At 37.7% G+C, this 26,172-nt stretch carries 29 protein-coding genes and 1 other annotated feature; of the genes, 9 read left to right on the top strand and 20 right to left on the bottom strand.

Going from position 1 to position 26,172, the window contains the following annotated elements; genetic code table 11:
- Positions 1-151: 151 nt before the first annotated feature.
- Positions 152-1,294: an AI-2E family transporter gene (locus tag LI951_RS09395; protein ID WP_202066909.1), complete on the bottom strand. Its 1,143-nt coding sequence runs from the start codon at positions 1,292-1,294 to the stop codon at positions 152-154.
- A 132-nt stretch (positions 1,295-1,426) separates the two neighbouring features.
- Between LI951_RS09395 and LI951_RS09390 the strand changes: the two genes are divergently transcribed.
- The gene (locus tag LI951_RS09390) at positions 1,427-1,858 is read left to right on the top strand and encodes a GNAT family N-acetyltransferase (RefSeq protein ID WP_229441956.1); all 432 of its coding nucleotides are present in this window, start codon (positions 1,427-1,429) and stop codon (positions 1,856-1,858) included.
- Positions 1,859-2,001: 143 nt separating this feature from the next.
- Here the strand turns inward: LI951_RS09390 and LI951_RS09385 are convergent, their stop codons facing one another.
- The 4 genes from LI951_RS09385 to recX form a co-directional block, all read right to left on the bottom strand.
- A complete protein-coding gene (locus LI951_RS09385; protein ID WP_202066907.1) occupies positions 2,002-2,535 on the bottom strand; it encodes a DUF402 domain-containing protein in 534 nt (177 codons plus the stop codon).
- Between the two features lie 938 nt (positions 2,536-3,473).
- Entirely contained in the window at positions 3,474-3,623 is a 150-nt protein-coding gene (locus LI951_RS09380; protein ID WP_229441955.1) for a hypothetical protein, read from the bottom strand.
- Between the two features lie 303 nt (positions 3,624-3,926).
- Positions 3,927-5,120 (bottom strand): A/G-specific adenine glycosylase, encoded by a 1,194-nt coding sequence (gene mutY, locus LI951_RS09375; RefSeq protein ID WP_229441954.1) that lies wholly within the window; start codon positions 5,118-5,120, stop codon positions 3,927-3,929.
- Positions 5,110-5,913 carry a recombination regulator RecX gene (gene recX, locus LI951_RS09370; protein WP_229441953.1) on the bottom strand — a complete coding sequence of 268 codons (804 nt, stop codon included), beginning with the start codon at positions 5,911-5,913 and terminating at the stop codon, positions 5,110-5,112. The genes mutY and recX overlap by 11 nt, the downstream gene beginning before the upstream one ends.
- A gap of 215 nt (positions 5,914-6,128) precedes the next feature.
- Between recX and rlmD the strand changes: the two genes are divergently transcribed.
- Positions 6,129-7,499 carry a 23S rRNA (uracil(1939)-C(5))-methyltransferase RlmD gene (gene rlmD, locus LI951_RS09365; RefSeq protein WP_229441952.1) on the top strand — a complete coding sequence of 457 codons (1,371 nt, stop codon included), beginning with the start codon at positions 6,129-6,131 and terminating at the stop codon, positions 7,497-7,499.
- Between the two features lie 194 nt (positions 7,500-7,693).
- On the opposite strand, the gene LI951_RS09360 is transcribed toward rlmD, so the two are convergent.
- Positions 7,694-8,242 (bottom strand): RNA 2'-phosphotransferase, encoded by a 549-nt coding sequence (locus LI951_RS09360; protein ID WP_202066902.1) that lies wholly within the window; start codon positions 8,240-8,242, stop codon positions 7,694-7,696.
- 122 nt (positions 8,243-8,364) lie between these two features.
- On the opposite strand from LI951_RS09360, the gene LI951_RS09355 reads away from it, so the two are divergent.
- Positions 8,365-8,610, top strand: a complete 246-nt coding sequence (locus LI951_RS09355) for a GlsB/YeaQ/YmgE family stress response membrane protein (protein ID WP_229441951.1) — start codon at positions 8,365-8,367, stop codon at positions 8,608-8,610.
- A 175-nt stretch (positions 8,611-8,785) separates the two neighbouring features.
- On the opposite strand, the gene LI951_RS09350 is transcribed toward LI951_RS09355, so the two are convergent.
- The gene (locus tag LI951_RS09350) at positions 8,786-9,094 is read right to left on the bottom strand and encodes an antibiotic biosynthesis monooxygenase family protein (protein WP_202066900.1); all 309 of its coding nucleotides are present in this window, start codon (positions 9,092-9,094) and stop codon (positions 8,786-8,788) included.
- 1,220 nt (positions 9,095-10,314) lie between these two features.
- On the opposite strand from LI951_RS09350, the gene LI951_RS09345 reads away from it, so the two are divergent.
- The 4 genes from LI951_RS09345 to LI951_RS09330 all read left to right on the top strand — a co-directional run bounded on the left by LI951_RS09345 (position 10,315) and on the right by LI951_RS09330 (position 13,059).
- Positions 10,315-11,640, top strand: coding sequence for a Y-family DNA polymerase (locus tag LI951_RS09345; protein ID WP_229441950.1), 1,326 nt, complete (start codon positions 10,315-10,317; stop codon positions 11,638-11,640).
- Positions 11,624-12,004 (top strand): hypothetical protein, encoded by a 381-nt coding sequence (locus LI951_RS09340; protein WP_202066898.1) that lies wholly within the window; start codon positions 11,624-11,626, stop codon positions 12,002-12,004. The genes LI951_RS09345 and LI951_RS09340 overlap by 17 nt, the downstream gene beginning before the upstream one ends.
- Positions 12,005-12,017: 13 nt before the next feature.
- Positions 12,018-12,308 (top strand): hypothetical protein, encoded by a 291-nt coding sequence (locus LI951_RS09335; protein WP_202066897.1) that lies wholly within the window; start codon positions 12,018-12,020, stop codon positions 12,306-12,308.
- A 238-nt stretch (positions 12,309-12,546) separates the two neighbouring features.
- Positions 12,547-13,059: a VanZ family protein gene (locus LI951_RS09330; protein WP_202066896.1), complete on the top strand. Its 513-nt coding sequence runs from the start codon at positions 12,547-12,549 to the stop codon at positions 13,057-13,059.
- A gap of 170 nt (positions 13,060-13,229) precedes the next feature.
- Here the strand turns inward: LI951_RS09330 and LI951_RS09325 are convergent, their stop codons facing one another.
- The 10 genes from LI951_RS09325 to rplK form a co-directional block, all read right to left on the bottom strand.
- A complete protein-coding gene (locus tag LI951_RS09325) occupies positions 13,230-13,442 on the bottom strand; it encodes a hypothetical protein (RefSeq protein WP_202066895.1) in 213 nt (70 codons plus the stop codon).
- Positions 13,443-13,525: 83 nt separating this feature from the next.
- On the bottom strand, positions 13,526-13,726 hold the full coding sequence (locus LI951_RS09320; protein ID WP_202066894.1) for a cold-shock protein: 201 nt from the start codon (positions 13,724-13,726) through the stop codon (positions 13,526-13,528).
- Positions 13,727-14,063: 337 nt separating this feature from the next.
- Positions 14,064-14,834 carry an ABC transporter permease gene (locus tag LI951_RS09315; protein WP_202066893.1) on the bottom strand — a complete coding sequence of 257 codons (771 nt, stop codon included), beginning with the start codon at positions 14,832-14,834 and terminating at the stop codon, positions 14,064-14,066.
- Positions 14,827-15,762 (bottom strand): ABC transporter ATP-binding protein, encoded by a 936-nt coding sequence (locus LI951_RS09310; RefSeq protein ID WP_229441949.1) that lies wholly within the window; start codon positions 15,760-15,762, stop codon positions 14,827-14,829. The genes LI951_RS09315 and LI951_RS09310 overlap by 8 nt, the downstream gene beginning before the upstream one ends.
- A 58-nt stretch (positions 15,763-15,820) precedes the next feature.
- The gene (locus tag LI951_RS09305) at positions 15,821-16,117 is read right to left on the bottom strand and encodes an ArsR/SmtB family transcription factor (protein ID WP_229441948.1); all 297 of its coding nucleotides are present in this window, start codon (positions 16,115-16,117) and stop codon (positions 15,821-15,823) included.
- A gap of 278 nt (positions 16,118-16,395) precedes the next feature.
- Positions 16,396-17,124, bottom strand: a complete 729-nt coding sequence (locus tag LI951_RS09300; RefSeq protein WP_229441947.1) for an alpha/beta hydrolase — start codon at positions 17,122-17,124, stop codon at positions 16,396-16,398.
- 176 nt (positions 17,125-17,300) lie between these two features.
- Positions 17,301-17,669, bottom strand: coding sequence for a 50S ribosomal protein L7/L12 (gene rplL, locus LI951_RS09295; protein WP_202066889.1), 369 nt, complete (start codon positions 17,667-17,669; stop codon positions 17,301-17,303).
- A gap of 66 nt (positions 17,670-17,735) precedes the next feature.
- Positions 17,736-18,233, bottom strand: coding sequence for a 50S ribosomal protein L10 (rplJ, locus tag LI951_RS09290; RefSeq protein WP_202066888.1), 498 nt, complete (start codon positions 18,231-18,233; stop codon positions 17,736-17,738).
- Between the two features lie 42 nt (positions 18,234-18,275).
- Positions 18,276-18,408, bottom strand: a sequence feature (ribosomal protein L10 leader region).
- Positions 18,409-18,743: 335 nt separating this feature from the next.
- Entirely contained in the window at positions 18,744-19,433 is a 690-nt protein-coding gene (gene rplA, locus LI951_RS09285) for a 50S ribosomal protein L1 (RefSeq protein WP_202066887.1), read from the bottom strand.
- 109 nt (positions 19,434-19,542) lie between these two features.
- Positions 19,543-19,965, bottom strand: coding sequence for a 50S ribosomal protein L11 (gene rplK, locus LI951_RS09280; protein WP_202066886.1), 423 nt, complete (start codon positions 19,963-19,965; stop codon positions 19,543-19,545).
- Positions 19,966-20,299: 334 nt separating this feature from the next.
- On the opposite strand from rplK, the gene sdaAB reads away from it, so the two are divergent.
- Together sdaAB and sdaAA are read left to right on the top strand one after the other, a co-directional pair.
- Positions 20,300-20,968: an L-serine ammonia-lyase, iron-sulfur-dependent subunit beta gene (sdaAB, locus tag LI951_RS09275; RefSeq protein ID WP_202066885.1), complete on the top strand. Its 669-nt coding sequence runs from the start codon at positions 20,300-20,302 to the stop codon at positions 20,966-20,968.
- A gap of 18 nt (positions 20,969-20,986) precedes the next feature.
- Positions 20,987-21,850 (top strand): L-serine ammonia-lyase, iron-sulfur-dependent, subunit alpha, encoded by an 864-nt coding sequence (sdaAA, locus tag LI951_RS09270; RefSeq protein WP_229441946.1) that lies wholly within the window; start codon positions 20,987-20,989, stop codon positions 21,848-21,850.
- Between the two features lie 74 nt (positions 21,851-21,924).
- Here the strand turns inward: sdaAA and LI951_RS09265 are convergent, their stop codons facing one another.
- The 3 genes from LI951_RS09265 to LI951_RS09255 form a co-directional block, all read right to left on the bottom strand.
- Entirely contained in the window at positions 21,925-23,235 is a 1,311-nt protein-coding gene (locus tag LI951_RS09265) for an amidohydrolase (protein ID WP_229441945.1), read from the bottom strand.
- On the bottom strand, positions 23,232-24,956 hold the full coding sequence (locus LI951_RS09260) for an adenine deaminase C-terminal domain-containing protein (RefSeq protein ID WP_229441944.1): 1,725 nt from the start codon (positions 24,954-24,956) through the stop codon (positions 23,232-23,234). Before LI951_RS09260 ends, LI951_RS09265 begins: the two co-directional genes overlap by 4 nt.
- Before the next feature lie 130 nt (positions 24,957-25,086).
- Complete coding sequence (locus tag LI951_RS09255) at positions 25,087-26,151, bottom strand: ABC transporter substrate-binding protein (protein ID WP_202066881.1); 1,065 nt, start codon at positions 26,149-26,151, stop codon at positions 25,087-25,089.
- Between the last annotated feature and the right edge of the window lie 21 nt (positions 26,152-26,172).

Genomic DNA, 26,172 nt, shown 5'->3' with positions numbered 1-26,172 from the left:
CTGTAAATAAAAATCCTAGCTACTCTTGCTATGTTTAGCATCAGGGCCTTCGTCTCTTTAAATTCTTTGCTCTAATAAAAGTGATAAAAAACGTGACCACACTTTCCAGCAGTCACGATAAAAGAGTAGCACAAGTGGGTAATTATTTCAATCATTGATTACTATTTTTTAATTCAATTGAATCCTCCAAAACCAACGCTTCCCGTTCTTCTTTCTTACTTTTCCGCACTGTCTCAATAATGTATATAACAATTGTCCGACAAACCGCATAGAAAGGAACACCAAGAAATATTCCTAACAATCCAGCAATATTTCCTGCTACCAGTAAAATAAGAATAATGGCTAATGGATGGATTTTAAGTGTTTTACCAATAACATTTGGATAAATGATATTCCCATCCAGCTGCTGAACAATCAGCACAACAATACAGCAAAGTAATGCTTTAAATGGATCATCAAAAATGGTAACTAACACAGCTGGGGCTAATCCCAGATACGGACCCAAATAAGGAATTAAATTCGTCAGACCTGCGATAACGCCAAACAGAAAAGCATACCTCACACCGATAATCGAATAACCGATAATGGTGAATGTACCTACAAACAAACATTCAATTGCCTGTCCGCTGATATAGCTGGATAATGTCTTATCCAGCTTCTCAAGTAGTTCAACCAAATCAGTTCTGCGCTTTTTCGGCATAAAACGCTCAAGTGCAGGAATAACATGACTGCCGTCTTTAAGCATGTAAAACAAAATAAACGGCGAGGTGAAAATCACAATTGTTGTTGATGCAACAGTGGAAACTATAGAGCCTAAACTGTTGGACAGCCCGCTCAGAAACTGTTGAATAATATTCCCATAAGAAATATCCAGCCGCTCAATATAGCTGGTCAAATCCAGGTCCTTGAAAATTGGCAGAGAAGCCATTTCATAAAACCAGATTTCTGCATTTCTAATGAATTCCGGCATACTTGCAGCCAGACTGGCAAGCTGATTTGCCAAGCTTGGAATAATACTAACCAGAATCAAAATAATTGCAGCAATCAGCAGTAAAAAGACAAGAACAATTGCCCAAATCCGCTTAACTTTTAATTTCATCAACAGATTCACCAATGGATTCAACACATAATATAGAAACCCCGCAACCAGTACAGGTGCAAACAACGTAGAAAAAAAAGTGCCGATTGGTTCAAAAATGAAATTAATTTTCGATGAAACCAGGATCAGTGTAGCCAATACCAGCAGTTCAACAGACCAAAACATTAACTTTGACTGCTTTAATTTCTCAAACAATTTATTTCCCCCTCACCCAAAATTCTTGTTAATGAATTCTAGCATATCTTTTGCAGAAAAAGATAGCAAAATTCTTTTTATCCTATTTTATAGTATAATTGATTTATCTCAAAACTTAAGAGGAGGCAAAGTATGAAAATTGTCCATACAAAAGACACAATGAGTGATATGTATCTTGATGCACTTCACATCCGTCATCAGGTTTTTATGATTGAACAGGGCGTTCCCAAAGATATCGAAATAGATAAATATGAGGCGGCTTGCATTCATTTCATTCTTTACCAGGAAAATCAGGCAATAGCAACCTGCAGACTGCTTCCATTAGAAAACAATACAGTAAAACTTCAAAGAATGGCTGTTTTGAAGCCTTATAGAGGAAAGCATTTCGGAAAGCTGCTGATTGAAGGCGTTGAAGATTTTGCAAAAAAACAAGGCTTTCACACCATTACTTTAGGTGCTCAGGCTACTGCTCTTGATTTTTATAAAAAGCTCGGCTATACCAAGCACGGTGAAGAATTTCTTGATGCAGATATTCCCCACTTTCAAATGGATAAAGTTCTTTAGAGTCGTCAAATTAGGAAATAAATTTCTCAAATAACTATTGGCAATGCCTGAACTGGATAAACCTGGTTCATTCATTACAAACAAAAACTTCCGCACTTTAAAAGTGTGGAAGTTTTTACTACATTTCGATTCATTTACATCGATCATTTCTTAGCAAGCTGCTGATAGCGTTGATACCAGATATCAATATACGCGTCAGAAAACGGCCCTTTTTCATTATTAATCCAATCTACGAGAATTTTAACATTCTCCTTCAAAATAAAATCGATATTTTCCGGATAATTCATAATTTTACTGTGAAATTCATATTCGTCCACATCAAGCAGACGTTTTTCTCCATCAGGAAAAACCTTGATATCCAAATCATAATCGATGTACTTTAAAGCCTCATCATCTAAAAGAAACGGCGAGGCAAGATTGCAATAATAAGAAACCCCCTTTTCTCTAATCATTGCTATTATATTGAACCAGTATTTTTTATGAAAATACACAATTGCCGGCTCTCGAGTAACCCATCTGCGCCCGTCAGACTCCGTAACCAGAGTATGATCATTTACGCCGATCAGAGAGTACTCGCTTGTTTTTAATACCATTGTATCACGCCAAGTTCGATGTAAATGGCCGTCATGCTTGTAACTTTGAATCGTTACAAACTCTCCCTCTTTAGGAATCTTCATAATACCCCAACTTTCCCGTGAGGTTGTGACAATTTTTGTATGACTCGAGAATCACAACAAAGTAAGAATCGTAAAGTCAAAATTGTTCAGCTCCGAGATGCTAGTTCCACTTTGCCGTTTCTGCTTGCATAGGTACTTTAACAGAATGGTACACATAGTTTCGATAAGTATTCCTTAAATGAAACCAGCTCAGCTAGTTTAGTGAAACTGTATGCGCAGCACAGAAGAGCTATTTTTTCTCCTGCAATTACTCGTCGCACGAAAAGGTTTGCTTCTACGGCTCTCATGCTGCAATCCTCGAAGCACACAGACTGGAGCACCGTTTGTTCAGGTTTTAAAGCTGCCATCAACTTATGCCACAACCTCAGGATCTCATTACACCGATATCTTCTTAATTATAGCACAATTTTCTTTTTTGCAAACAAGTTAGTTTTTAAGCAAATTTCAGCTAAAATCCATAGGAGGAAGACCTATTTTCAGTATTTTCTTCTTCAGCTCTTTTTGCTGTCTGCTGCTAAGTCGTAAAAGATATTTCTACAGATGCTGTTTCCATTTGCTTCAAATTATTTAGCTGAAAATTCTTGGACTAATAGAATCCTTTCCTGCTCTTCACTTAAAATGAACTTGAAAAATATTGTCATTACTTAAATTCCTAACTAGTGAAGCAACAAGTCAAACTCGCAGTCATTCAACAAGTTCAATTCAAAAAATTCAAGATATTCGTAGACAGAAAAAAATTATTTTTCAGCATTTTAACCTTCTCAATCCCTTTTAAATTTTCCAATTGTCGGATAATCAAAGCAAACTCAGAAAAAAGCATCCCTTTATTCGAAATAAAGATATCTGTTCACTTTTAAAAATAAACAGAGTTTTCCTTGCCTCATTTCCTTATCTTCTTTTTGAAAAGAGATACTGCTTCGGATAAAATAGAAAATCTCCTACAGTTCAATTAAATACTGGAAAGAACTTCTATTATCAATTGGCAAAGATTCTCCGAGTTTTTGAGCTGGGAAGTTTTGGTTTACCATTGATAAATCCAGCAGGCGATTCGCTTTTAATGCCTCCGTTCTTTTCTCTGTCAGTTTCATGAATTGTGTCTCTGTTAATTGCAAATCTATTCGTATAATATGACAATTCAATCCATACAACCCACTACTAAAATCATCATTAAATAATTAATTTAGACTGAACATCATATTCAACCCTCCTTTTTATCTAGTACTTAACAAAATAAGAAATATAAAAAGAATATCATGTCGTACCTGCTGATTTTATGATAATATAAAGACAGAAAAGAAGAGAAAAAAGTTTCCATTTCAAGGAATTTTTTCTCTTCTTTTCAATTTTTTTATTTGTGTTTGAAAAAAACAATAATAATAATAACAAGCTGATCACTCTCTTAAATGCTTGTTCAAGTATTGTACTTTTTCTAGCAGCTCTACCATCTTCTGTTGCGGTTTTGGAAAAACGAGCTTTGAAAATTGAGTTGTCGATGCCCATGTCTGATTTCTTTTATTCTCTGCAATTCCCACACTTCGACCATAAAAAACTAAAATATGCCATTTTAAATGACTGAAAATATGCGTGACCTCTCCCAGTGAACGTTTCTGCCAGACAACCTGATCATGATTTTCCAACACTGAAGTTCCGGGTAACTCTTCTGCCACTAACAACGGTTGTTCCAACTCCAAAGAAATCTGTTGATTATTTTCAGTGCCTGACCACTCAGTTTTCATTTGTTCAAATTCTTTTTTTCCAACTTCTGTTATTGGAAACAGCCACATATTTGCCAGCAGACCGTTTTCTTCACGCTGTTCCAACAAATACTCCTGATTTGCATTTTCTATAATTGTACCAATGTAATAGACATCTTTGGGTTTCAGCTTTTTAGATTTAACAGGGTAATTCGTCATCGTTCCCTGTTCATAGCTTTCACAATAGCCGCTGATTGGACACTCTCCACATTTGGGAGAAGTCGGTGTACAAATTGACGAACCTAAATCCATCATTGCCTGATTGAAATCCCCCGGACGCTCCTCATCAATGATCGCCCGCATAGCTTTATCGAATATTTTTCGACTGGAAGCTTTAGCTATATCTGCATTGATTTCAAATAGACGACTGACAACTCTCATCACATTGCCATCAATTGCCGGTTCCGGAAGCTGGAAAGCAATACTTCCGATCGCTCCGGCTGTATAAGGTCCGATTCCTTTTAACCGTCGTATCTCTTCAATCGTTTGAGGCATCTGTCCATTAAAGTCCATCATAATCTGCTGTGCAGCAATTTTAAGATTTCTGGCTCTGGAATAGTACCCCAAGCCTTCCCAGGCTTTCAGCAGCTTGTCATCAGGAGCTTCAGCCAGAGCCTGAATTGTGGGAAACCATTCCATAAAACGGTAATAATAATCAATCACCGTATCCACGCGAGTCTGCTGCAGCATAATCTCTGAAATCCAAATTCTATATGGATCAAGGTTTATTCGCCAAGGCAGATTTCTTTTCTCTTTTTCGTACCATTCGATAAAATTTATCTGAAAATCCTGCTTCTTATCAGGCATCCAGCTCTGCCATTTATTCTCCATCAGCTTCCTGTTCCTTCTCATTAATAAATTGTGAAATCAGTTCATAGTCAAAGCCTTTTTGATAAAGCGACTGCTTTACTTTTAATTTCCGCTTAGCTGGTTCAAGACTTCGATTTCTTTCCCAGAGTCTATCTCCCTGCGTCTGCAGTATTGTCAGTTCCTGGTCCTCATCTTTTTCAAATTCCAGATCAGTAATCGCCTGTTCGACAATAGCTTTTGAAAAGCCTCTTTGTATCAAATAAAGTTTAGTCTTTTGAACAGCATCCTTAAAACTTTTATCTCGATATCGGTGCATCCCTTTTTCAGCAGCTTTTGATGCTGTCAGCAGCTGATCACTTAATGTATAAGCAGCCAGCCCTTGTTGAATTGCTTCATCTTCCACACCTTTTTTCTTAAGCTGCTGTTTAATCTGCTGCGGTCCTTTATCAGACGTTTTCATCAAAGTTCGGACATAGCTTTCACTATATAAATAATCATCCAGCAGCTGCATTTCAACTAGCTGATTAATGATTTTTTCTCTGTCGCTTTTTTCAAATTCCTTATCTCTAAGATAATCCCGAATTTCTTTTTTCGTTCTCATTTGATAACTAAGATAGTTTAAAGCTAACTGCAGCCCTACATCATAAGAGCCGGCCTTTTTGATTTCTGCAATTATTGAATCTGAAATTTCCTGATCTTTTAGTAACCGGTATCTCACCAGGATATCTTCTGAAACACGCAAATGTTCTCCCGAAGTCAGCCAAACAAGATAGAATTGGGATTTTTCTTTCGTAATCTTTACAATCTTTTCCATCTTTTTTCCGCCTTTCTTATCAGAACATACATTCTACTATACCATAAATTCTCAAGAAGCCAAACCTGAAAAACTGTGCTAAAATAGAAAAAGGCTTGACAAAATTAATAAAGCTGGCAGAATTTCATAAACTATGCACACTCTTATTTTAAAGTTAAATTAATAAAAGTTTACGAATAATTTTGTCATAAAAAAACAAATCAAAGGATGGACTTATGAGTAATCAACAAATAAAAATCGGACAAATCATTCCTTTAAAAATTAAACGTCTGGGCATTAACGGAGAAGGTTTAGGCTACTATAAACGGATAATTGTTTTCGTTCCCAATGCTTTACCGAATGAACAGGTTTCTATAAAAATCACAAAAATAAATCCCAGATTTATTGAAGGACAGTTGCTAAAAATCAATACACCTTCTCCAAACAGAATCACACCGCCCTGCCCGGTTTATGAAACCTGCGGCGGCTGTCAGCTGCAGCATTTAAACTACAGTGCGCAGCTTGAATTCAAAAGAGATTTGCTGAAACAAGCTTTGGCAAAATTCAAACCGGATAATTACCAGCAATACGAGCTGCGAAAGACAATTGGAATGGAAAATCCATGGAACTATCGAAATAAGGCACAGTTTCAGCTTCGTCAAAAAGATGGGGTTATTGAAGCCGGACTTTATCAGCCGAACTCTCATAATCTGGTACCTATTGAAAATTGCCTTGTTCAAAACACTACTGTGACCAAGGTCATAAATACTTTAGTTGAGCTTTTGAATAAATATCAGCTGCCAATCTACGATGAAAGAAAAAACAGCGGTATTTTCCGGACACTAATGGTTCGCATTGGTGTTCAGACTGGTGAAGTTCAAGTGGTATTCATTATGCAATCACAGAAATTCCCTAAAAAAAGAGAAATACTGACAGACATTCAACAGCTTCTGCCGGAGGTTGTCTCAATCATGCAGAATATACAAAATAAAAAAACTTCCCTTATCATGGGAGAAGAAACTGTTCATCTATGGGGAAAAGAAAGTATCAACGAAAAAATAAGCGAACTATCTTTTGATCTTTCACCAAGAGCCTTTTTCCAGTTGAATCCTGAACAGACAGAGCATCTATATGCCGAAGCACGTCAGGCACTGAATCTCAAAGCAAATGAAACAGTTGTAGATGCCTATTGCGGGGTGGGAACAATTGGTCTTAGTCTGGCAAAGCAGGTGAAAGAAGTCCGGGGAATGGATACTATTCCTGCTGCGGTTGAGGATGCACAACAAAATGCTGCTGCCTTAGGTATTTCAAATACTCATTATGAAGTCGGAACAGCAGAAGAGCTGCTGCCTAAATGGCTGAACGAAGGGTTCTCTCCTGATAGTATTGTTGTTGATCCGCCAAGAACTGGACTGGATGAAAAGCTGCTGCAGGTCATCTTAAAACAGCCGCCTAAAAAAATGGTTTATATTTCCTGCAATGTTTCAACCCTTGCACGGGACTTAGTTCAGCTAGCGAAAGTTTTCAAAGTAAATTATCTGCAATCTGTCGATATGTTTCCACAAACTGCCCGTTGTGAAGTCGTGGTAAAACTGACAAAAAAATAAATGGAGGTTTACTCCACTTATTAAATATACGAAATAAACGGCTGAGCCCGGTAAACTTATCATAAATATTTTCAAGCAAATAAAAATAGAAGCACATCTAAACTGACTCAAAAAATTAGATCAAAATCTAACTTCTAAAGATCAGTATAACCTTTGCTTCTATTTTTAAGCTTATACATTTTGGATATATCTGGTTATTGTTCTATTTCCAAATACTTTGGAGGTATCACATCACTCAGCCAAATTCCTTCAAGCTCCTGATAAAAACGTAAACCATTTCCAGAAGCCTCCAATGCAGCAACTCTGAGAATGATCGGAGACTGATCCCTTCTTTTTCCAACAATCACTGCAGTCTCAACCTCCTGTGACAGATGAACATATTGTCTTCCCTTAGGAATTAATCCCTCCCTTAAAATATTCTCTAAGAACCTGTGTGCTGTTCCATGGTAAAGATATTGAGGCGGTATTACAGGAAGTTTTTCGATTTTTTTCTTTGTGCTGTGACCATAAACTGCTCTAATTTTCTCATCTTTTATTTCCCAACGAGTTTTATCGCTTCTGTTCAAAATAGCTTGGAGTTTTTCTTTTGTCAATCCCGGAAAACCACTTTCAGCCATTTTCCTAATAACCTCTGACAACTCCGTATATCCTTGGTCATCCAGAACAAGGTTGAATTCCTCAGGCTTATGCCTTAATGCATAAGAAAGAGTCTTACTGATTTTTATTTCCTGATTTGTCAGCATTTTCTTTGTCCTCCATGTTAGTCATCTATTAGTATATAGGTTAGATAGGGCTTCCGTCTGATTTAATATATCACAGTTTATGGTATGATTAAACAGTAAATAAATTTGAAGGAGTGATCATTATGAGTTGGCTTTGGACATTGATTGTAGGCGCCGTTATTGGTTCCCTTGCAGGTTCAATTACAAATAAAGGAGAATCAATGGGCTGTGTATTTAATATTATCGCCGGTTTAGTCGGCTCCTCTATAGGACAGGCGCTTTTTGGCTCATGGGGACCGAAATTGGCAGGAATGGCTTTAGTACCCTCACTACTGGGTGCAGTAATTCTGATAGCTGTTGTTTCATTTTTTTCAGGTCATAGAGATTAATTAGGGAAGTAACTGTGTTCCATTTCTGATAATTTCATAAAAAGGATATTTTGAGAGTCATGTTGTATTAAAAACAAGCTTCTCAAAATATCCTTTTTCCGTCTGTTGGAAAGAAGTTATTTACAGTAATTGAAATCATTAAAACTTCAGCAATAGTGCTTTCTAACTCTTAAAACTATTCTAAAATTGTATATCCTTTTTTTATTTTTTCCACTACAATATTTGGTCTGGAATCTTTATTCTTATGAGCTTCCCTATGCTGCTGCAAGTGTTCCGGACGTTTCAACCACGCCTGAAAAGCTTTTTTATCCTTCCATTTGGAGACTAATACAAATTCACAGGTGTCTTTTGTTTCAGCAAACCAGCATTCACTTGATAAGCAGGTATCTCTTCCCAGCATTGAAACCACATCTTTTTTCGTCTTATTTTCAAAGTGCTCTTTACCCTCTTTTTTTACGACAAATGTCACTGATTGAACAAACATTTACTCTCCTCATTTCTTTTGCAAGTAGGTAACTTTTATTGATAATGATTATCAATATCAATTATACTACATTTTTTCTACTTATCGCTTATTAAAATAAATAAATTCTCAACATATTTCATAGTTATTCTTATTTTCCAAAATTTTATCCTTCATTCTAACAGCTTAATCCTTTTGCTTTTATTAAGACTTGTCTGAAAACTTTAGCAGTGAGTTTTTTCGCAAAAATAGATATGAGCTAGTTCCGTTTAAAGAAGGAGTATTACCGCATCTTTCGTATGAGTCTGTGACATTAGTATGTCTGATACCCTTAAAGCTAAATAAACGCTGTTCCAATCTTTGTATGATCTGAGCATACGAAGAAGCGTAGGAGCATGTTTTTACTTGCCCCTCAGACATGCAACGAGCATTCGAAGAAGCGTAGGAGCATGTTTTTACTTGCCCCTCAGACATGCGACGAGCATTCGAAGAACCGTAGGAGCATGTTTTTACTTGCCCCTCAGACATGCGACGAGCATTCGAAGAACCGTAGGAGCATGTTTTTACTTGCCCCTCAGACATGCCGATGAGCATGCGAAGAACCGTAGGAGCATGTTTTTACTTGCCCCTCAGACATGCGACGAGCATGCGAAGAACCGTAGGAGCATGTTTTTACTTGCCCCTCAGACATGCGACGAGCATTCGAAGAAGCGTAGGAGCATATCCTTAATTTCGTATTAATGAATTGATTTTATAGCCATAAAATCAATTGCATTCTCGGTACGCATACCATGATTTGTCCCCCATAAGTAAAAAACAGCCATCTATTCCCAAAACACCTATTCTATTTCGTCAAAAGCGGGAAGCTTCTATCATTCATTCGTTGAAAGTTGATAACCACTCCCTATTTTCCTCAGTGATTTATTAAACTATCAGCTTCTGAGAGATGAATCATTCCATTCTGTTAAAAGTTTCTATATTAATAAAAATTTTTTGTATATGTGAGTCTCACATTGTTCAATTCTCAATACAAATACGTCTATTTGGAAAAACGTTGGTAACTCATTTTCTCAATACTTTTCAGTCAGATTCTAATATTTTATATAAATAAATCCCAGATTTAATCTCTTTTTACAATAACTGATTTAATAACGTTCTTCTGGTCAAATATCTTATGCTAGACAAGAAGAACAAATGTTCGTATAATTTAATCATAGAATATTTTTCAGGAGATGCTGACCATGAAATTCGACTACGATAAAGAAGAACGCAGAGATATTTTATGTATTGATGTTAAATCCTTTTATGCTTCTGTAGAATGCATCCAGATGGGGCTTGATCCGCTGGAAACCATGCTCGTTGTGATGAGCAATGCAGAAAATGCAGGCGGCTTGATTCTATCTGCTTCTCCTATGGCAAAATCAGCGCTGGGGCTTTCCAATGTTATGCGTAAGTGGGATTTGCCTGACCATCCAGACTTGCTGATTGTTCCTCCACGGATGCAGCTTTATATTAATGAAAATATGAAAATCAATTCGATTTTTAAACAGTATACAGCTGTAGAAGACATCCTCATCTACTCTATTGATGAGACATTTCTTGATATTACTGCCAGTAAAAAATTATTTGGAAAAAATACTTTTGAGTTGGCAGAAGAAATTCAAAAACGGATTAAAGAGGATACCGGACTTCATGTTACCATCGGGATTGGAGACAATCCCTTATTGGCTAAAGCAGCTTTGGATGTTGAATCAAAGCAGACGGTTGAATCAATCGCAGAATGGCGCTACGAAGATGTGCCTGATAAATTATGGAAAATTTACCCCATTACCGAAATGTGGGGCATTAATAGTCGAACAGCCAAACGCTTACACAACTTGAATATCCATTCAATCTTTGATCTTGCCCATGCAAATGAATACAAGCTGAAAGAGGAACTGGGTGTTATTGGTTTACAGCTTTACGCCCATTCATGGGGCATCGATCGAACAAGAATCTCTGATACTTATGTTCCAGCAGAAAAATCATTCAACAACAATCAGATTTTGCCCAGGGACTATCGTTTGCAGACAGAAATAGAAACAGTACTTCAGGAGGTTACAGATCAAGTGGCTGCCAGATTACGAAAACATAATGCTCAGACACAGTGTGTTTCTCTTTACATAGGTTATTCCAGCTGGTACAGAAAGCAGGGAAACAAAGGCTTTCGCCAGCAAATGAAAGTACCGCCTACCAATCAGTCGAAGTTACTAAAAGAATATATCCTTGAACTATTCAGACATAACTGGACAGGAATGGAAGTACGACAAGTCGGTGTTTCTTTTTCAAAGCTGGTGGAAACAGATATGATCCAACTGGATTTATTTCACGAGCCGGCAGATCTGGTAAATGATTATAAACTGGATCACTTGATTGATGCAATTCGTAAAAAATATGGTTTTACCTCAATTGTGCATGCCAATTCATTATTATCAGGAGGAACAGCAATCAGCCGAGCTTCACTGATTGGCGGACATGCCGGAGGAATGGATGGTTTAAGGAGTGAATATGATGCCGAAAAAAATTGATTTAAATGATTCTTACTTCAGAGAATATCAGGATAGAGGGATTCAAAAATGGCAAGGAATGTATTTATCTGAGCATACTGCTGAAATGGAGAAAGAACAAAAAAGAGAACAGCGGGTGATTCTCCCCAAGAAAGCGATGTCTGAAAATGAGATACAGGAACTGTTGGCATTCGCCTATCAAAATCAGCAGATCGTCGCAATTCAGCTTGAGATGAAGGATCTTGAAAATAATTATTTTAGCGATATTACAGGAATAATTAAAGGTTTTGATGAGCTTGGATTTTTTGTGGATGATACGAAAGTACATTATGATGAGATACGAAATATTGAGCTGCCGGCGTTTCATAAATGGAGTGAAGTTTAAGGAGGAATTTATTATGAAAAAACACAGTTATGTTGGTATTGCTGATAAAATCAGACTGGTTTCATCGTTCCCTGATCTACTGGTCCGTTTCACACTGCATAACCGAAATGAACCGATTAATTGTCTGGTTGCCAAACGAGAGCTGGCTAATCTCATACTTTTTTTAGAGGATAATACCTTTGAGCTTTCTGTTTTTGGTCATTTTAACAGCCGAAAGCAGCTGGTTATTGAAAAATTTATCGTTAGAAATCCTAATTCATTCATCCGCAAATTTGTCCTACAACCATTAAAAAATATTGCCTAGTCCAATTAAATACTCTGCCCAGTAAATCAACATGAGCCTGGGCATTTTTCATGGGAATACACTGAATTGTCTCTTTTTTTAAAAGTTAATATTTTTATCTTCCTTACGATGAGCAGTCATTCTTTTTCTATTTTTTTAAGCTTTCGTTAATGTAAGCCCTGTATTGTAAATGTCATTCCTAAAGCTTAATTTATTCATGATATAATAAAACAATGGCTTGTTCAAAAGGAGGGATAGGATGAAACTGTCAAGTTTTCAAAAATTTTCTATAGTTCTTTTTATTATTTATCTTTTCATGCTGGTCTGGACTGTTATTTTTAAGCTTCAACTGTCACTCGATAATATGCCAGACCTTCAGTCAGTTAATCTTCACCCATTTGGCGATTCTTCCTTTAAAAAAGGAAAATTCAATACGCCCGAAGTTCTCGGCAATTTATTTATCTTTTTTCCTTTTGGGGTCTATTTAAATCTGGTTCCAACCAAGTTGTCTTATGTTAAACAAATTTTCTTAATGGCTGGTGTAAGCCTGACATTTGAAATTCTTCAATATATCTTCTCTATTGGTGTTTCAGATGTAACTGATTTTCTTATGAATACTGGCGGTGGGATTGCAGGAATTCTCGTTTATCTGGTATTAGTGAAAATAATTAAAGATAGATCAGATTTGGATAAATACCTGACTATTTTAGCTGGAATGGGAACTGTTTCTATTTTAATTTTAACTTTTTCAGTCTTTAAATATGCACTATAACAGACTCAATAAAAAAAGCGATAATTCTTTTCTTAAGTAAACCGATCCCAAAAAGTTAGATTTTTTGGTCTAACTTTTTGGAATCACTTCAAAGAATTATCGCTCTTTAAAAACTTTATAATCGATTTTGTATTACTGAAGTATTAGTAGGCTAAAAGAAAACATCTTCTTTATCTCTTGTATAAATCACTGTAATTCACAACAGTCTTGTCCTCTGAATGCGATGCTGAAGCCAACAAATCTATTTTTACAACAGCGGCGTAATCAAGTTTTTTAACAATTTTTCCTGTCCGAATTTCCTGCTTGTAAATAAATGAGACCTTCTGTTCAAGATCAAATGATTGTTTAATTTCAGAATCATTATCAACTTTTTTTCTATACATCTTTTTCGCCTCCAATTAATTGCAGTAATCTTTCTTATTAAAAAAACAGCCTTAAAAAGACTGTTTTTAATGGTTAAATTAAATTAGTTTTTTACAATGTTTGTTGCTTGTGGTCCACGTTGACCATCTTCAACGTCAAATGATACGGACTGACCTTCATCTAAAGTCTTGAATCCATCTCCTTGGATAGCTGAGAAATGAGCAAAAACGTCTGTTCCGTCTTCTCCAGTAATAAAACCAAATCCTTTGTCTGCATTAAACCATTTTACTGTACCTGTATTCATAGTTATGTTCCTCCTAGTGCTTTTTGCACATTTTATTTGCAATATATGTTCATGATAAAAATAAGAGGAATTATTCTAAAAACAGATAAGGATAAAGCCTACTAAATTGAACCAGAAAAATACTACATCTATTACAATACCACAAGTAACTAAAAAAGTATAGCAATATCCTTTATAACTGAGTACATTAAATAAAAATAATTTGAAGTGAATATTTAAATTAGGCTGAAATTGAAGAATACTGTGAGTGAATCCGTGATAATCCCACGCTTAAAATAAAAAGATGACGATGACCCTAGACATTATTCCTGTTAAAAATCAGCTTTTTTATATGATATTAACTTCTCAACCCACGGCCCTTTTCAATCAAACGCCAGCAGACAATATAAAGAACTAGTATAAACAGAACAAGAATTATTACAGAAACAGCAATCGGTACATCTGTTGTTCCAAGAAAACCAAAGCGAAATCCTGAAATCATATAAACAATTGGATTAATTCTTGAAACAGCCTGCCAAAATGACGGAAGCATGGAGATTGCGTAAAAGACTCCACCAAGATAAGTTAGCGGCTGTAAAACAAACGTCGGTACAATGGACACATCATCAAAGGACTTGGCAAAAATACCGTTTAACAGTCCTGCTAATGAAAACAATATGGCTGTCATAAGCAGCGTAATAATAACAATGAACCATGAATAAACATGTAACGGCACAAAGAGCAGAGAAATAATTGTCACAAGTGTACCTACCAAAATACTTCTCCCCATTCCTCCAATAACAAAGCCCCAGATAATCACATGTGTTGGTACCGGTGCAATCAGCAGCTCTTCAATATTTTTCTGAAACTTCTGAGAGAAAAAAGAAGAAGAGACATTGGAATAAGAGCTTGTAATGGCAGACATCATGATCAGTCCGGGAACAATGAATTCCATATAGGAAAATCCGCCCATCTCTCCGATTCGTCCACCAATCATTTTCCCAAAAATAACAAAATACAGTGATGTAGTAATCACCGGCGGTACGAGCGTCTGTACCCAAATTCGCATATAGCGGTTTGTTTCTTTTACTGCCAAACTTCTCAATGCTGTGAAATAAAGACTAAACATATTTTTCCCCCACTTGATGTTTTTCTTCTGTAATTTTCAGGAACAGCTCCTCCAGTCTGTTGGATTTATTGCGCATGGAAAGAACCCTTACCCCCTGTTTAGTAAGCTGTTCAAAAATTTCATTAATTCCCTGATTTCGTTCAACTTCTACAGCCAGGGTCAGCTCATCTTCAAATATACTTTTATAGCCTGTGATTTTCGGTTTTTCATCAAATGGCGCCAAATCGAAAATAAATGTTTCAAATTGCAGTTTTGCTAAAAGCTCTTTCATGCTTGTATTCTCTATCAGTTCACCAGATTGGATAATTCCAATATTTCGGCAAAGCATTTCTGCTTCCTCCAGATAATGAGTAGTCAGAATGATCGTAGTCCCATTTTCATTCAATTCTCTTAAAAAGCTCCACATTTCACGACGAAGCTCGATATCTACTCCCGCTGTCGGTTCATCCAAAATAAGCAGACGCGGTTCATGCATCAGCGCACGGGCAATCATTAATCGTCGCTTCATCCCTCCAGAAAGCATCTGGGCACGCACCTCTCGCTTTTCCCACAAATCTGACTGCTTTAGATATTTTTCACTGCGTTTTAATGCTTCTTTACGCGGAACCCCATAATACCCTGCCTGATTGACAACAATTTGCTGAACGGTCTCGAATGGATTAAAGTTAAACTCCTGAGGAACCAGCCCTATTTGCTGCTTTGCACGAACTAAATCTATGTCAAGATCATAATCAAATACCTTCACTTTTCCTGAGGTCTTATTGACAAGGGATGTAATAATTCCAATAGTCGTTGATTTTCCGGCTCCATTTGGTCCCAGCAGCGCATAAAAGTCGCCTTCCTTTACGATTAGATCAATCCCTCGTAATGCCTCAACTCCTGTAGCATATACTTTTGTTAAGGCTTTAATTTCAAGTGCATTTGTCATTTGATACCTATCCCCTTATTGATATTCTTTCCCTATTAATTGACGCTCTCTTTTTCAGTCAATTTTTTTCTGATTCCAAATTTTTATCGGACAGCAGCTGTTCCATATCAGTCATAAATCTTTTCACAAAATCTTCTCTTAACAAATAATGATGCCATTGACCTTGTTTACTGACTGAAACAATCCCAGCATTTTCCAATATCTTCATATGATGCGAAAGAGTCGGCTGAGTAAAATTGAAATGCTCCAACACCTTACATGCACACATACTGCCATTTGAAAGCAAATCAATAATTTTCATACGGTTTGGATCAGCTATCGCTTTAAGTATCAGGGAAGTTGATTCATAATCCATCGTTATCTCCTCCTACATAGATAATCATCTATTCAAATATAGATAAACATCTATGTAATGTCAATTGTTAAAGAACATTTGTGAGAATGAAATGAGAAATGTAGATAAATAACTATTAACACTATTTTAGACGAGTTACACAAAATTTGAACATCGTTAATAACTTCAAAACATCTGATAAAATAAAAAAGATAATCACAGAAAGTCAAACTGCAATTATCGTTATAAATCAAACTATCAATGATTATTATGTATTGTGACAAAATTTTTGTTTATGATTAAATCCCAGATACTGTGATATTTTGCCGGAATACGTTTGTTTCTTCCAGTCCGACAATAAAGAGTAGAATCTCTTCAACAGCCTTTTCTTTATTTTCACTTAAAAACAGCTGATGGTTTCCATTATTATATAAGCGTACACTTCCTTTTTTACCGGTATACAGCCATAGAAAATCAGCACTTCGATAATGACTGGTTTCATCTCTTTTATTTTGCAGAATCATTAGACTGCTTTTCACATTGTTCTCCACTTTAAGTCTTTTCTTTGTTAGATGCAAAAGTTTTAAAAACTGCAGACAGGCCTTAAATGAAGTGGTCGTTACGGAATCAAAATAGTAATCCCTTATATTCTTATTACCGGAGAAAAAACCGCCTAAAAGATTACTCATAATAACTGCTGGATTATAAAGATAGATAGGCGTACTGCATAAGACCAGTTGATCCACTACTTTATTTTCCGAAGCATGAATCGCAAGTAAACCACCCATTGAAAAACCAATACAGGTCACCTGCTTATAAATTTCACTAAGTTCGGCAACTTTGCTGTTTACATCTTTCAGCCAATCCTGACAGGTAGCTTTTGAAAAGCTTTTTCTGTTGCCATTATGTCCCGAAAGCTGAATCCAGAAAGAGTCAATCTTGTTCTCTCTTAAATAATTATGTAGAAATAAAATTTCCTGTTCATTCCCGCCAAATCCATGAATGATCAGTACAGCTCTTTCTTTCATGATAGCCTCCTCTTGTTAAAAAAATTCATTGCTGACCTAAATAATTATACCATTCCTGCACTCTACCCATTTCATGAGTAAGATATCTTAAAGAAAAATTGTTAATTTATCAGTAAAAACAAAAAAGCCGAAACCCTTATTTGCTAAGGATTCCGACTTAAAATAATCAGTTTGTATTATTTTAATGTTACAGAAGCGCCTACTTCTTCCAAAGCTGCTTTCAATGCTTCAGCTTCTTCTTTAGCGATTGCTTCTTTAACTGGTGCAGGAGCTCCGTCAACTACAGCTTTAGCTTCTTTCAAGCCAAGACCAGTTGCTTCACGAACTGCTTTGATAACTTTAACTTTTTGATCTCCAGCTGCAGTTAATTCTACAGTGAATTCAGTTTGTTCTTCAACAGCGCCAGCAGCAGCTCCGCCTGCTACAGCTACAGGAGCTGCTGCAGATACGTCAAATTTTTCTTCGATAGCTTTAACTAATTCACTTAGTTCTAAGATAGTTGCTGTTTCTAACTCAGCAATAATGTTTTCAATGTTCAATGCCATTTTTAATTTCCTCCATTTAAAGTTTGATAAACTATATTTTTTTGTAATACTAATTTCATGCTGGGATTAAGCAGCTTCTTCTTTTTCTGCCACTGCTTTGACAGCGTAGGCAACGTTGCGGACTGGTGCTTGTAGAACAGATAGCAACATAGATAATAAACCGTCGCGACTTGGCAGTTTCGCAAGCGCAGTAATTTCTTCCATAGAAGCCACTTTACCTTCGATAACTCCGCCTTTGATTTCCAATGCTTTTGCATCTTTAGCAAATTCATCCATAATCTTAGCCGGTGCAACGACATCTTCATTACTGAATGCTACAGCTGTAGGTCCTGTGAATACTTCATCAAGTCCTTCCAGACCAGCTGCTTTTGCTGCACGTGAAAGAATAGAATTTTTAATAACTTTCATTTCAACGTTTGCATCACGCAGTTGTTTACGTAAATTTGTTACTTCTTCAACAGTTAATCCACGGTAGTCAACGATAACTACAGAAGATGCTGCTTTGAATTTTTCAGTTACGTCATCTACTAATGCTGCTTTTTTAGCGATTGCTGTTTCACTCATTTATTTTTCACCTCCTGAATGATGATGGAGAAGCTTTCTGCTGCAGACAACAAAAAACTCCATGCCACCGTTGACATAGAGGGACTCATTGACAAATTTTTTCATCAATCATTGTCCTCGGCAGGAAATTAAGACTTATGTCACCTGCTGTCTTCGGTACAGTTATTATTAACCTCAATTACCTTACCACAGGTAAGGTAGTTGAGTCAATAGTTTTTATTATCTAATATTATATGACTTGATCGAGTCTGCTCAGCTTTTATTTTATCCAGCTTCTCAAACTAGCTCTCTTCAATAATAAGTCTAAACAATTCGCGACGAAAAGCATCGCTATAATTGCTTTTCCTTATTATTCGAGAGCTGACCGAGTCTGCTCAGCTTTTACTTTATCCAGCTTCTCAAACTAAATCATTCAACAAATAGATAAACTGCCCTCAAAGATAGAAAGCATCTTTGGGTCATTTTCCTAATTTGCTCATGATTTGACCGAGTCCGTTCAGCTTTTAAATATTAGAAAGAAAATTGGTCAACGTGGATTCCAGGTCCAAATGTTGTTGTTACTGAAATATTTTTAATATATTGACCTTTTGCAGCTGATGGTTTAGCTTTCAGCAATACATCATTGATTGTGTTGAAGTTTTCAATTAATTTTTCTGTATCAAATGATACTTTACCGATAGGTACATGGATGTTACCGGCTTTATCAACACGGTAAGTTACTTTACCTGCTTTAACTTCGTTAACTGCTTTTGTTACGTCCATGGTTACAGTACCTGTTTTAGGGTTAGGCATTAGACCTTTAGGACCTAAAACACGACCTAATTTACCAACTTCAGCCATCATATCCGGAGTAGCAACAACTACATCAAAACCGAACCAGCCTTGTTGAATTTTATTAACCATATCTGCATCGCCAACATAGTCAGCTCCTGCAGCTTCTGCTTCTTTTGCTTTGTCCCCTTTAGCGAATACTAAAACGGTTTGAGTTTTACCAGTTCCGTTTGGCAGTACAACTGCTCCACGAATTTGTTGGTCTGCTTTTTTAGGGTCTACGTTTAGACGGTAGGCAACTTCAACAGTTGCGTCAAATTTTGCAGTATTTGTATCTTTAGCCAAAGCTACCGCTTCTGCTACTGTGTAAGCTTTAGTAGTATCAACTTTTTTTAATGCATCTTGCATTTTTTTGCTCTTTTTAGCCATTTTGTTTCCTCCTTGATTGTGGTTATAACGGTAGAACCTCCCACGTAATTCACATTTTTCAATATGAAGCCGACTGAGAAGCTACTTCTTTAGGGTTGCAGATAATCTATTATTCTACAGTGATCCCCATGCTTCGTGCAGTTCCTTCAACCATGCGCATTGCTGCTTCTACATCAGCGGCGTTTAGGTCTGCCATCTTAAGTTCAGCGATTTCTTTTACTTGGTCACTGGTTACTTTAGCTACTTTGTTTTTGTTTGGTTCGCCTGAACCTTTGTCAATTTTAGCTGCTTTCTTCAATAATACTGCAGCTGGCGGTGTTTTGGTAATAAATGTAAATGAACGATCTTCATATACAGAGATTACCACTGGAATGATTAAACCTGCTTGATCGGCTGTACGAGCATTGAATTCTTTTGTGAATCCCATGATGTTGATACCCGCTTGACCTAGTGCAGGACCTACCGGCGGTGCTGGTGTTGCTTTACCTGCAGGAATTTGCAATTTAACTAATTTTTCTACTTTTTTTGCCACGAGACATACCTCCTTGAGTCCGTGATGTGGTTAATTGGAGATCAATATTTCTCCTCCCACGGTCTTTCCTTAAAACGCCAGGAAAAGACATGTACAAAAATGCACACTTTAATAGTATACAGGGTAACAGAAATTTTTTCAATGATTTTTAATAACTTTCTACGCCAAAAGTACGAAAACGTCTATTCTTCATTATGATGAAGGTTGTCAGTTTTTTTTTAAATTGCAGATACCAGATAATTCTATTCATTTTTCATGAGAAAGACTTTTTTCTTTCCATTTCCTGTGATACACTTTCGGCAGTAAGCTACTGCATTCATGAGGAGGAAGAACGATGGAACAGCTTCGCTATAAAAGTATTTTTGATATTATTGGCCCCGTTATGATCGGTCCCAGCAGTTCCCATACAGCCGGTGCTGCCCGTATTGGAAAAATTGTTCGAACGATTTTCGGAGAACAGCCGGATACAGTGGACATTTATTTATATGAGTCATTTGCAAAAACCTATCGAGGGCATGGTACAGACATTGCCCTTGTCGGAGGCTTGCTTGATATGGAACCCGATGACCCGCAGCTGGCAGATTCTCTAAAAATTGCTCACGCAAAAGAAATGGAAGTTCTTTTTGTGCCTAAGAATGAGCGGGCGGATCATCCAAATTCTGTTCAGCTGCTTGTTTCTAAAGGAAACCGCAAGCTGTCTGTCACAGGAATTTCCATTGGCGGCGGCAATATCCAGATATCAGAGCTGGATGGGTTCAAGATCTCGCTGAATATGGGGACTCCGACATTCATTATTGTCCATCAGGATGTTCCAGGTATGATCGCCAAAGTAACCAATCAGCTTTCCAGCTTAAACATAAATATCGGAACCATGACTGTGACCCGTGAATCCAAGGGTGAAAAAGCTATTATGATTATCGAGATTGATCAACGAGCATCTGATACTGTCGCAGCCACGCTAAAGAAAATCCCTCATATCCACACAGTTAATTACTTTGACTAATAAAGGAGCCAAACAAGTATGTTTCTTTCTATAAAAGAACTGGTAGAACAAGCAAAAAATTATCCTTCTGTTGCTGAATTAATGATTGCTTTAGAAATGGAAAATAGCCAGTGTGACCGGCAGCGGGTAATTGAAACAATGGAAAAAAATCTGATTGTCATGAAACAGTCAATTGAAGAAGGTACAGCGGGGGTCACATCTGTAACAGGCATAACCGGAGGCGATGCTGTGAAAATGACTGAATACATTCAATCCGGAAATTTTTTAAGCGGTGAAACAATCTTGACTGCCGTCAGAAATGCCGTTGCAGTTAACGAAGTCAATGCCAATATGGGGTTGATCTGTGCAACACCAACTGCGGGAAGTGCAGGAGTCGTCCCAGGGGTATTGATGGCAGCTGTTGAACGGTTAAATCTGACTCATGAACAACAGCTGAATTTTCTATTTACAGCCGGTGCTTTTGGATTGGTCATTGCCAATAATTCCTCCATCAGCGGAGCAGAGGGCGGCTGTCAGGCTGAAGTCGGCTCTGCCAGCGCCATGGCAAGTGCTGCTCTGGTTTGCGCTGCCGGCGGAACCGCAGAACAAGCTGCTCAGGCAATTGCAATTACATTGAAAAATATGATGGGCTTAATCTGCGATCCGGTCGCTGGACTGGTTGAAGTTCCCTGCGTAAAGCGTAATGCATTAGGGTCTTCGCAGGCATTCATTTCTGCCGATATGGCCTTAGCCGGAATCAGAAGTGTGATTCCGCCAGATGAAGTCGTAGCTGCGATGTATCAGGTAGGTCGACAAATGCCAAGCATTTTCAAAGAAACAGCGGAAGGCGGTTTGGCAGTTACACCTACAGCAAAAAGACTAACCGAACAATTAAATAAATAGTTTTGGAATATAGGATAAAGCGAGGACAAGACAAACACCCATGAGTGTTTGTCTTGTCCTTGCTTTATTAATAGTTACATTCTTTTCTTTGCTTCTGCAACAAACTTATCCATTTGCTTATACAGGTTTGATCTAATTTGTTTTAAATCATGCTCCACCAGCTGATGATTCTCAACCAGCAGCCGACCATTTACCCAGACCTGCTGAACATTTGATGGATTCGCAGAATAAACCAGAGCAGAATATGGATCAAAAATCGGAAACATATTGACTGACTCTGTTTCAACCATAATCAGATCGGCTTTTTTACCAGGCTGAATGCTGCCTGTTTCGTGAAAACCTAAAGTTTCTGCTCCTCCTCTGGTTGCCAGCCGGACAATTTCTTTCGCAGGAAATAATGCTCTGTCTTTTTCGTATGTCTTATGGAAATTGGCAAACAGTTTCATTTGAGAAAAAAGATCTAATGTATTACCGCTGCTGGGACCATCCGTTCCTAAGCCTACTGTTAGACCTGCCTCCAGCATCGCCTTCACCGGAGCAACTCCTTTCGCTGATTTAGTATTGGCACCAATACAGTGGGCAATCTTTGCTGTCTCTGCATATTTGGCTGTCAAAGCAATATCGTCTTCAGACATATGGATGCAATGAGCCATGATAAACGGCTGTTCCATAAAACCCAATTTTTCCAGATAGCCAAAAGGCGTAAGCCCATATTTTTCTGCCAGCTCCTTCATTTCATAATCCATTTCTGCCACATGCATGGTAATTGGAACATCATATTTTTTACTCATTTCAACTATCTTTTCCAACGCCTCATTCGTATTGGTATTGGGTGCATGCGGAGCAATTGCTGGTGTAATCAATGGATGCCCCTGCCATTTAGGCAAAAATGTTTCACAATAGGATAGACCGCCGGAATGGTCTGAACTGTCACAAGTAGGCATATCAATAATAGTTTCTCCTACAACAGCACGGACATGGAATTCCTCACAGACTTCCGCCACCTGATCTTCAAAATAATACATATCACAAAAGCCAGTGACTCCACTGAGCAGCATCTCACTGATGGCATACGCACTGCTGGCTTTCACCAACCCCTTCGTCATAAATGCTTCAAGCGGAAAAAGAAATCTGCGCAGCCGATCTGGTACATCGTCTCCCAGTGACCGAAAAGGAATCATTCCTGCATGTGTATGCGTGTTGACGAATCCCGGTAAAAGAAGGCTCCCGCTTCCGTCAATCACTTCATCTGACTGAATATTTTGTTCTTTCCATTCGCCAACAGCAGAAATATTCTCCTCGTCGATGAGTACATATCCTTTTTTATATTCCTTCATTTCATCATCCATCGTCAGAACATGCACATTCTTGATTAATGTGGTCATATGATCACCCCATCTTCCGGAAAAATCAGCGGATAAAATTCCTGCGTTTTTGTATTCATCATGCCTTTATCTGTTACTTTAATTGCAGGCGAAACCGGAAGAGACAGTGTGGAAAACGACATGATTTCATTCATATTTTTATAGCCAAGCTGCTGCATCGCCTGACGAACCTCGTTAAGTTCTCTACCCAATTCTTCAATAGGTGCCTGTGATAAAATCCCACCGATCGGCAAAGGACAAACTGCTTTAATTTGCCGATCTGCCGCTACAACATAACCGCCCTGTATATCCAACAGCTCCTGTTGTGCAATAAGAATATCCTGACTATTATTTCCCAACACCATCAAATTATGATGATCATGCGCCCAAGTCGTGGCAATACTCCCCTGTTCACTAAGCGGCTGTTCCATCAAGGCAAAAGCAATATTTCCATTTTTGCCATAGCGCTCCATAACAATCAACAAGGCACAGTCTGAATGCTCCCAATCCAAATAACCTTGTTTTATTGGAATTTCCTTGGTTATTCTTTCAGTAAATGTGCCAACCTCCTGTTTTTGAATCACATTACATCGGACAGCCGGTAAGTCTGTTTCCACACGAATTTTCAAATCAGCAGCTGTCAGCTTCTGGCATTTCAATGTCTGACTGTATGCGGCAGGAAACTGCTCAACTTTGTCAGGATAGCTGACCTTGTCCCCTTTTTTGTGAACACATTGTCCGGACTTGTACACAGCCGCTATAGAGAAGCTGTTCAAATCATCCAGTAATATAAAATCAGCAGCTTTTCCGGGAGCAATCATTCCCCTGTCGTGGAAACCCATCCGCTGTGCCGGGGTATAAGTTGTCATGTAGATTGCTTTTTCCAGAGGGAGTCCAGCCTGTACAGCTTTTTTCAGATTTTCGTTCAAATGACCATTTAACAAGTCGTCCGCCATTACATCATCTGTGATAATACAAGCATAGTCATAATAATTATTATCCACAATAACTGCCATATTTTCTTTCGTAATTGATTTATTTTGGAATTGAATAAACATGCCATTTTCTATTTTTTCTGCCAACGAATCAGGAAACTGATGGGTATGGTCTGAAGTGATTCCGCTGTACATAAAGGCTGCCAGCTCTTCTTCGTATATTTTCGGACAATGTCCTTCAAGAGGCATCGTGGGTCTTTTTTCCCGGCAGAGATCGATAATCTGCCGGATTAGTGACTGAGGTTCATTTGCAATACCATTGAAGTTCATGGCTTCTCCCAGACAGACAATTTGCGGATTTTCCAGTAATTCAGCTACTTCCGGAAGTCCGATAATTCCGCCTGTCGTTTCAAGTTCAGGGGTTGTGGATGGAACGGAGGAAGGAATCGCATGAAAAATGTCAATCTCTGTTTCAGCATTCATAAACTCCGTAAGTCCATTGATACCAAAGACATTCGCCATTTCATGAGCATCAGCAACAACAGTTGTCACACCAAAGGGAAGCACTGCTTTTGAAAAGATAGCAGGGGTAGTCATAGAGCTTTCAATGTGCATATGAATATCAATTAATCCGGGAATCATATAACGTCCGCCGCCATCAATCTCTTGAACAGCATTAAAATCCAACAGGGCGTTCGGACTTATGTAGTAAAACTTTCCTTTATGGACGGTCACCTGCTTCTTTTCAAAGATTTGTTTAACAGTATTAAAAACATTGATGTTTTTTATCAGTAAATCTACATGCATGTTGTCTCCTCCATTTTTTCACTATCAGTTTTCAATTCTCAGCTTCAAAATAAATAACAGGGCTGGAACCGTAATCCCAACCCTTCTATTTTTTTCGGCTTTATGAAAAGCAAAAATATTCAGAATAAGACTATTGATTGATCAGTCTGTTCCATTGATCAATCCAGTCCGTTAACTGTTCATTAACAAATTCAAAATCAACGGTTTTCGCACGATCTGCAATAGCACCATATGTCATATTCCCTGCTTCTTCATCAGTAAGCTCCACTTTTCCATTTGTTGGTGCTTCATTTAAAGAAAGAGCTTTTGTCTTTTGAGAATCCGCACTGATTCTGTAGTTAACAAATTCATAGGCAAGCTCTTTATTGGCAGCTTCTACAGGAATATTGACCGTATTATAGTTTGCATAAGTCCCGCTTTCCGGAACTACATATTCGATTGTTTCTGAATCACCTTTTATGATATCATAGGCAAAATCCATTACGATCGCAGCTTCAATTTCACCAGCTTGAAACATATTGGCAAGATCAGATGATTTTGCATAGGTTTTTACGATATTCGGTTTTAACTCTTCCAAAGCTCCAAAAGCTGCTTCACCGTTGTCTTCAGTAATATCTTTTCCTGCATAATCGCTGGCAATATACATCATCAATGGGCCTGCAGTTGTTGTAATTTCAGGAATGGAGATTTTTCCTTTCAAAGAGGAATCCCATAAATCAGACCAGTCAGTGATTTCTTTACCGACTTTTTCTTTGTCATAAACAATCCCTACACTATTCACAGCAATTGGCACACCAGCTCCGCTGTCAAATACTTCTTTGGCACCGGATGTCAAATCAGCAAGGTTTGGAATTTTTGATTCATCCAATTTTTCGAACAAGCCTTGAGAAGCACCGTCCGCAGAGTTGGCCTGAGCCAGTTCAATCACATCTATTCCTTTAGGATTGCTGACAAGCTTTGTAAAACGGTCACCGCTGTTGCCTACATCCAAAGTAATTTTAGCCCCAAACTCTTTTTCAAAAGGCACCATGATATCACTTTTTATGATATCTTCACTCAATCCAAATGTTGACACGACTAAATCTTTAGAAGCTGCTTTGTCGGAAGACGATGACTCAGAATTTCCTCCTCCGCATGCTGTCAATAATAAGATACTTGCCAAAACGAATGATCCCAATGCAAAACGTTTTTTCACTATTTTTTCCTCTTTTCTCAG

This window comes from Enterococcus sp. BWT-B8 (assembly GCF_020567625.1).
In the GTDB taxonomy this organism is placed as follows: domain Bacteria; phylum Bacillota; class Bacilli; order Lactobacillales; family Enterococcaceae; genus Enterococcus_L.
This window is presented reverse-complemented; position numbering and strand designations above follow the sequence as displayed.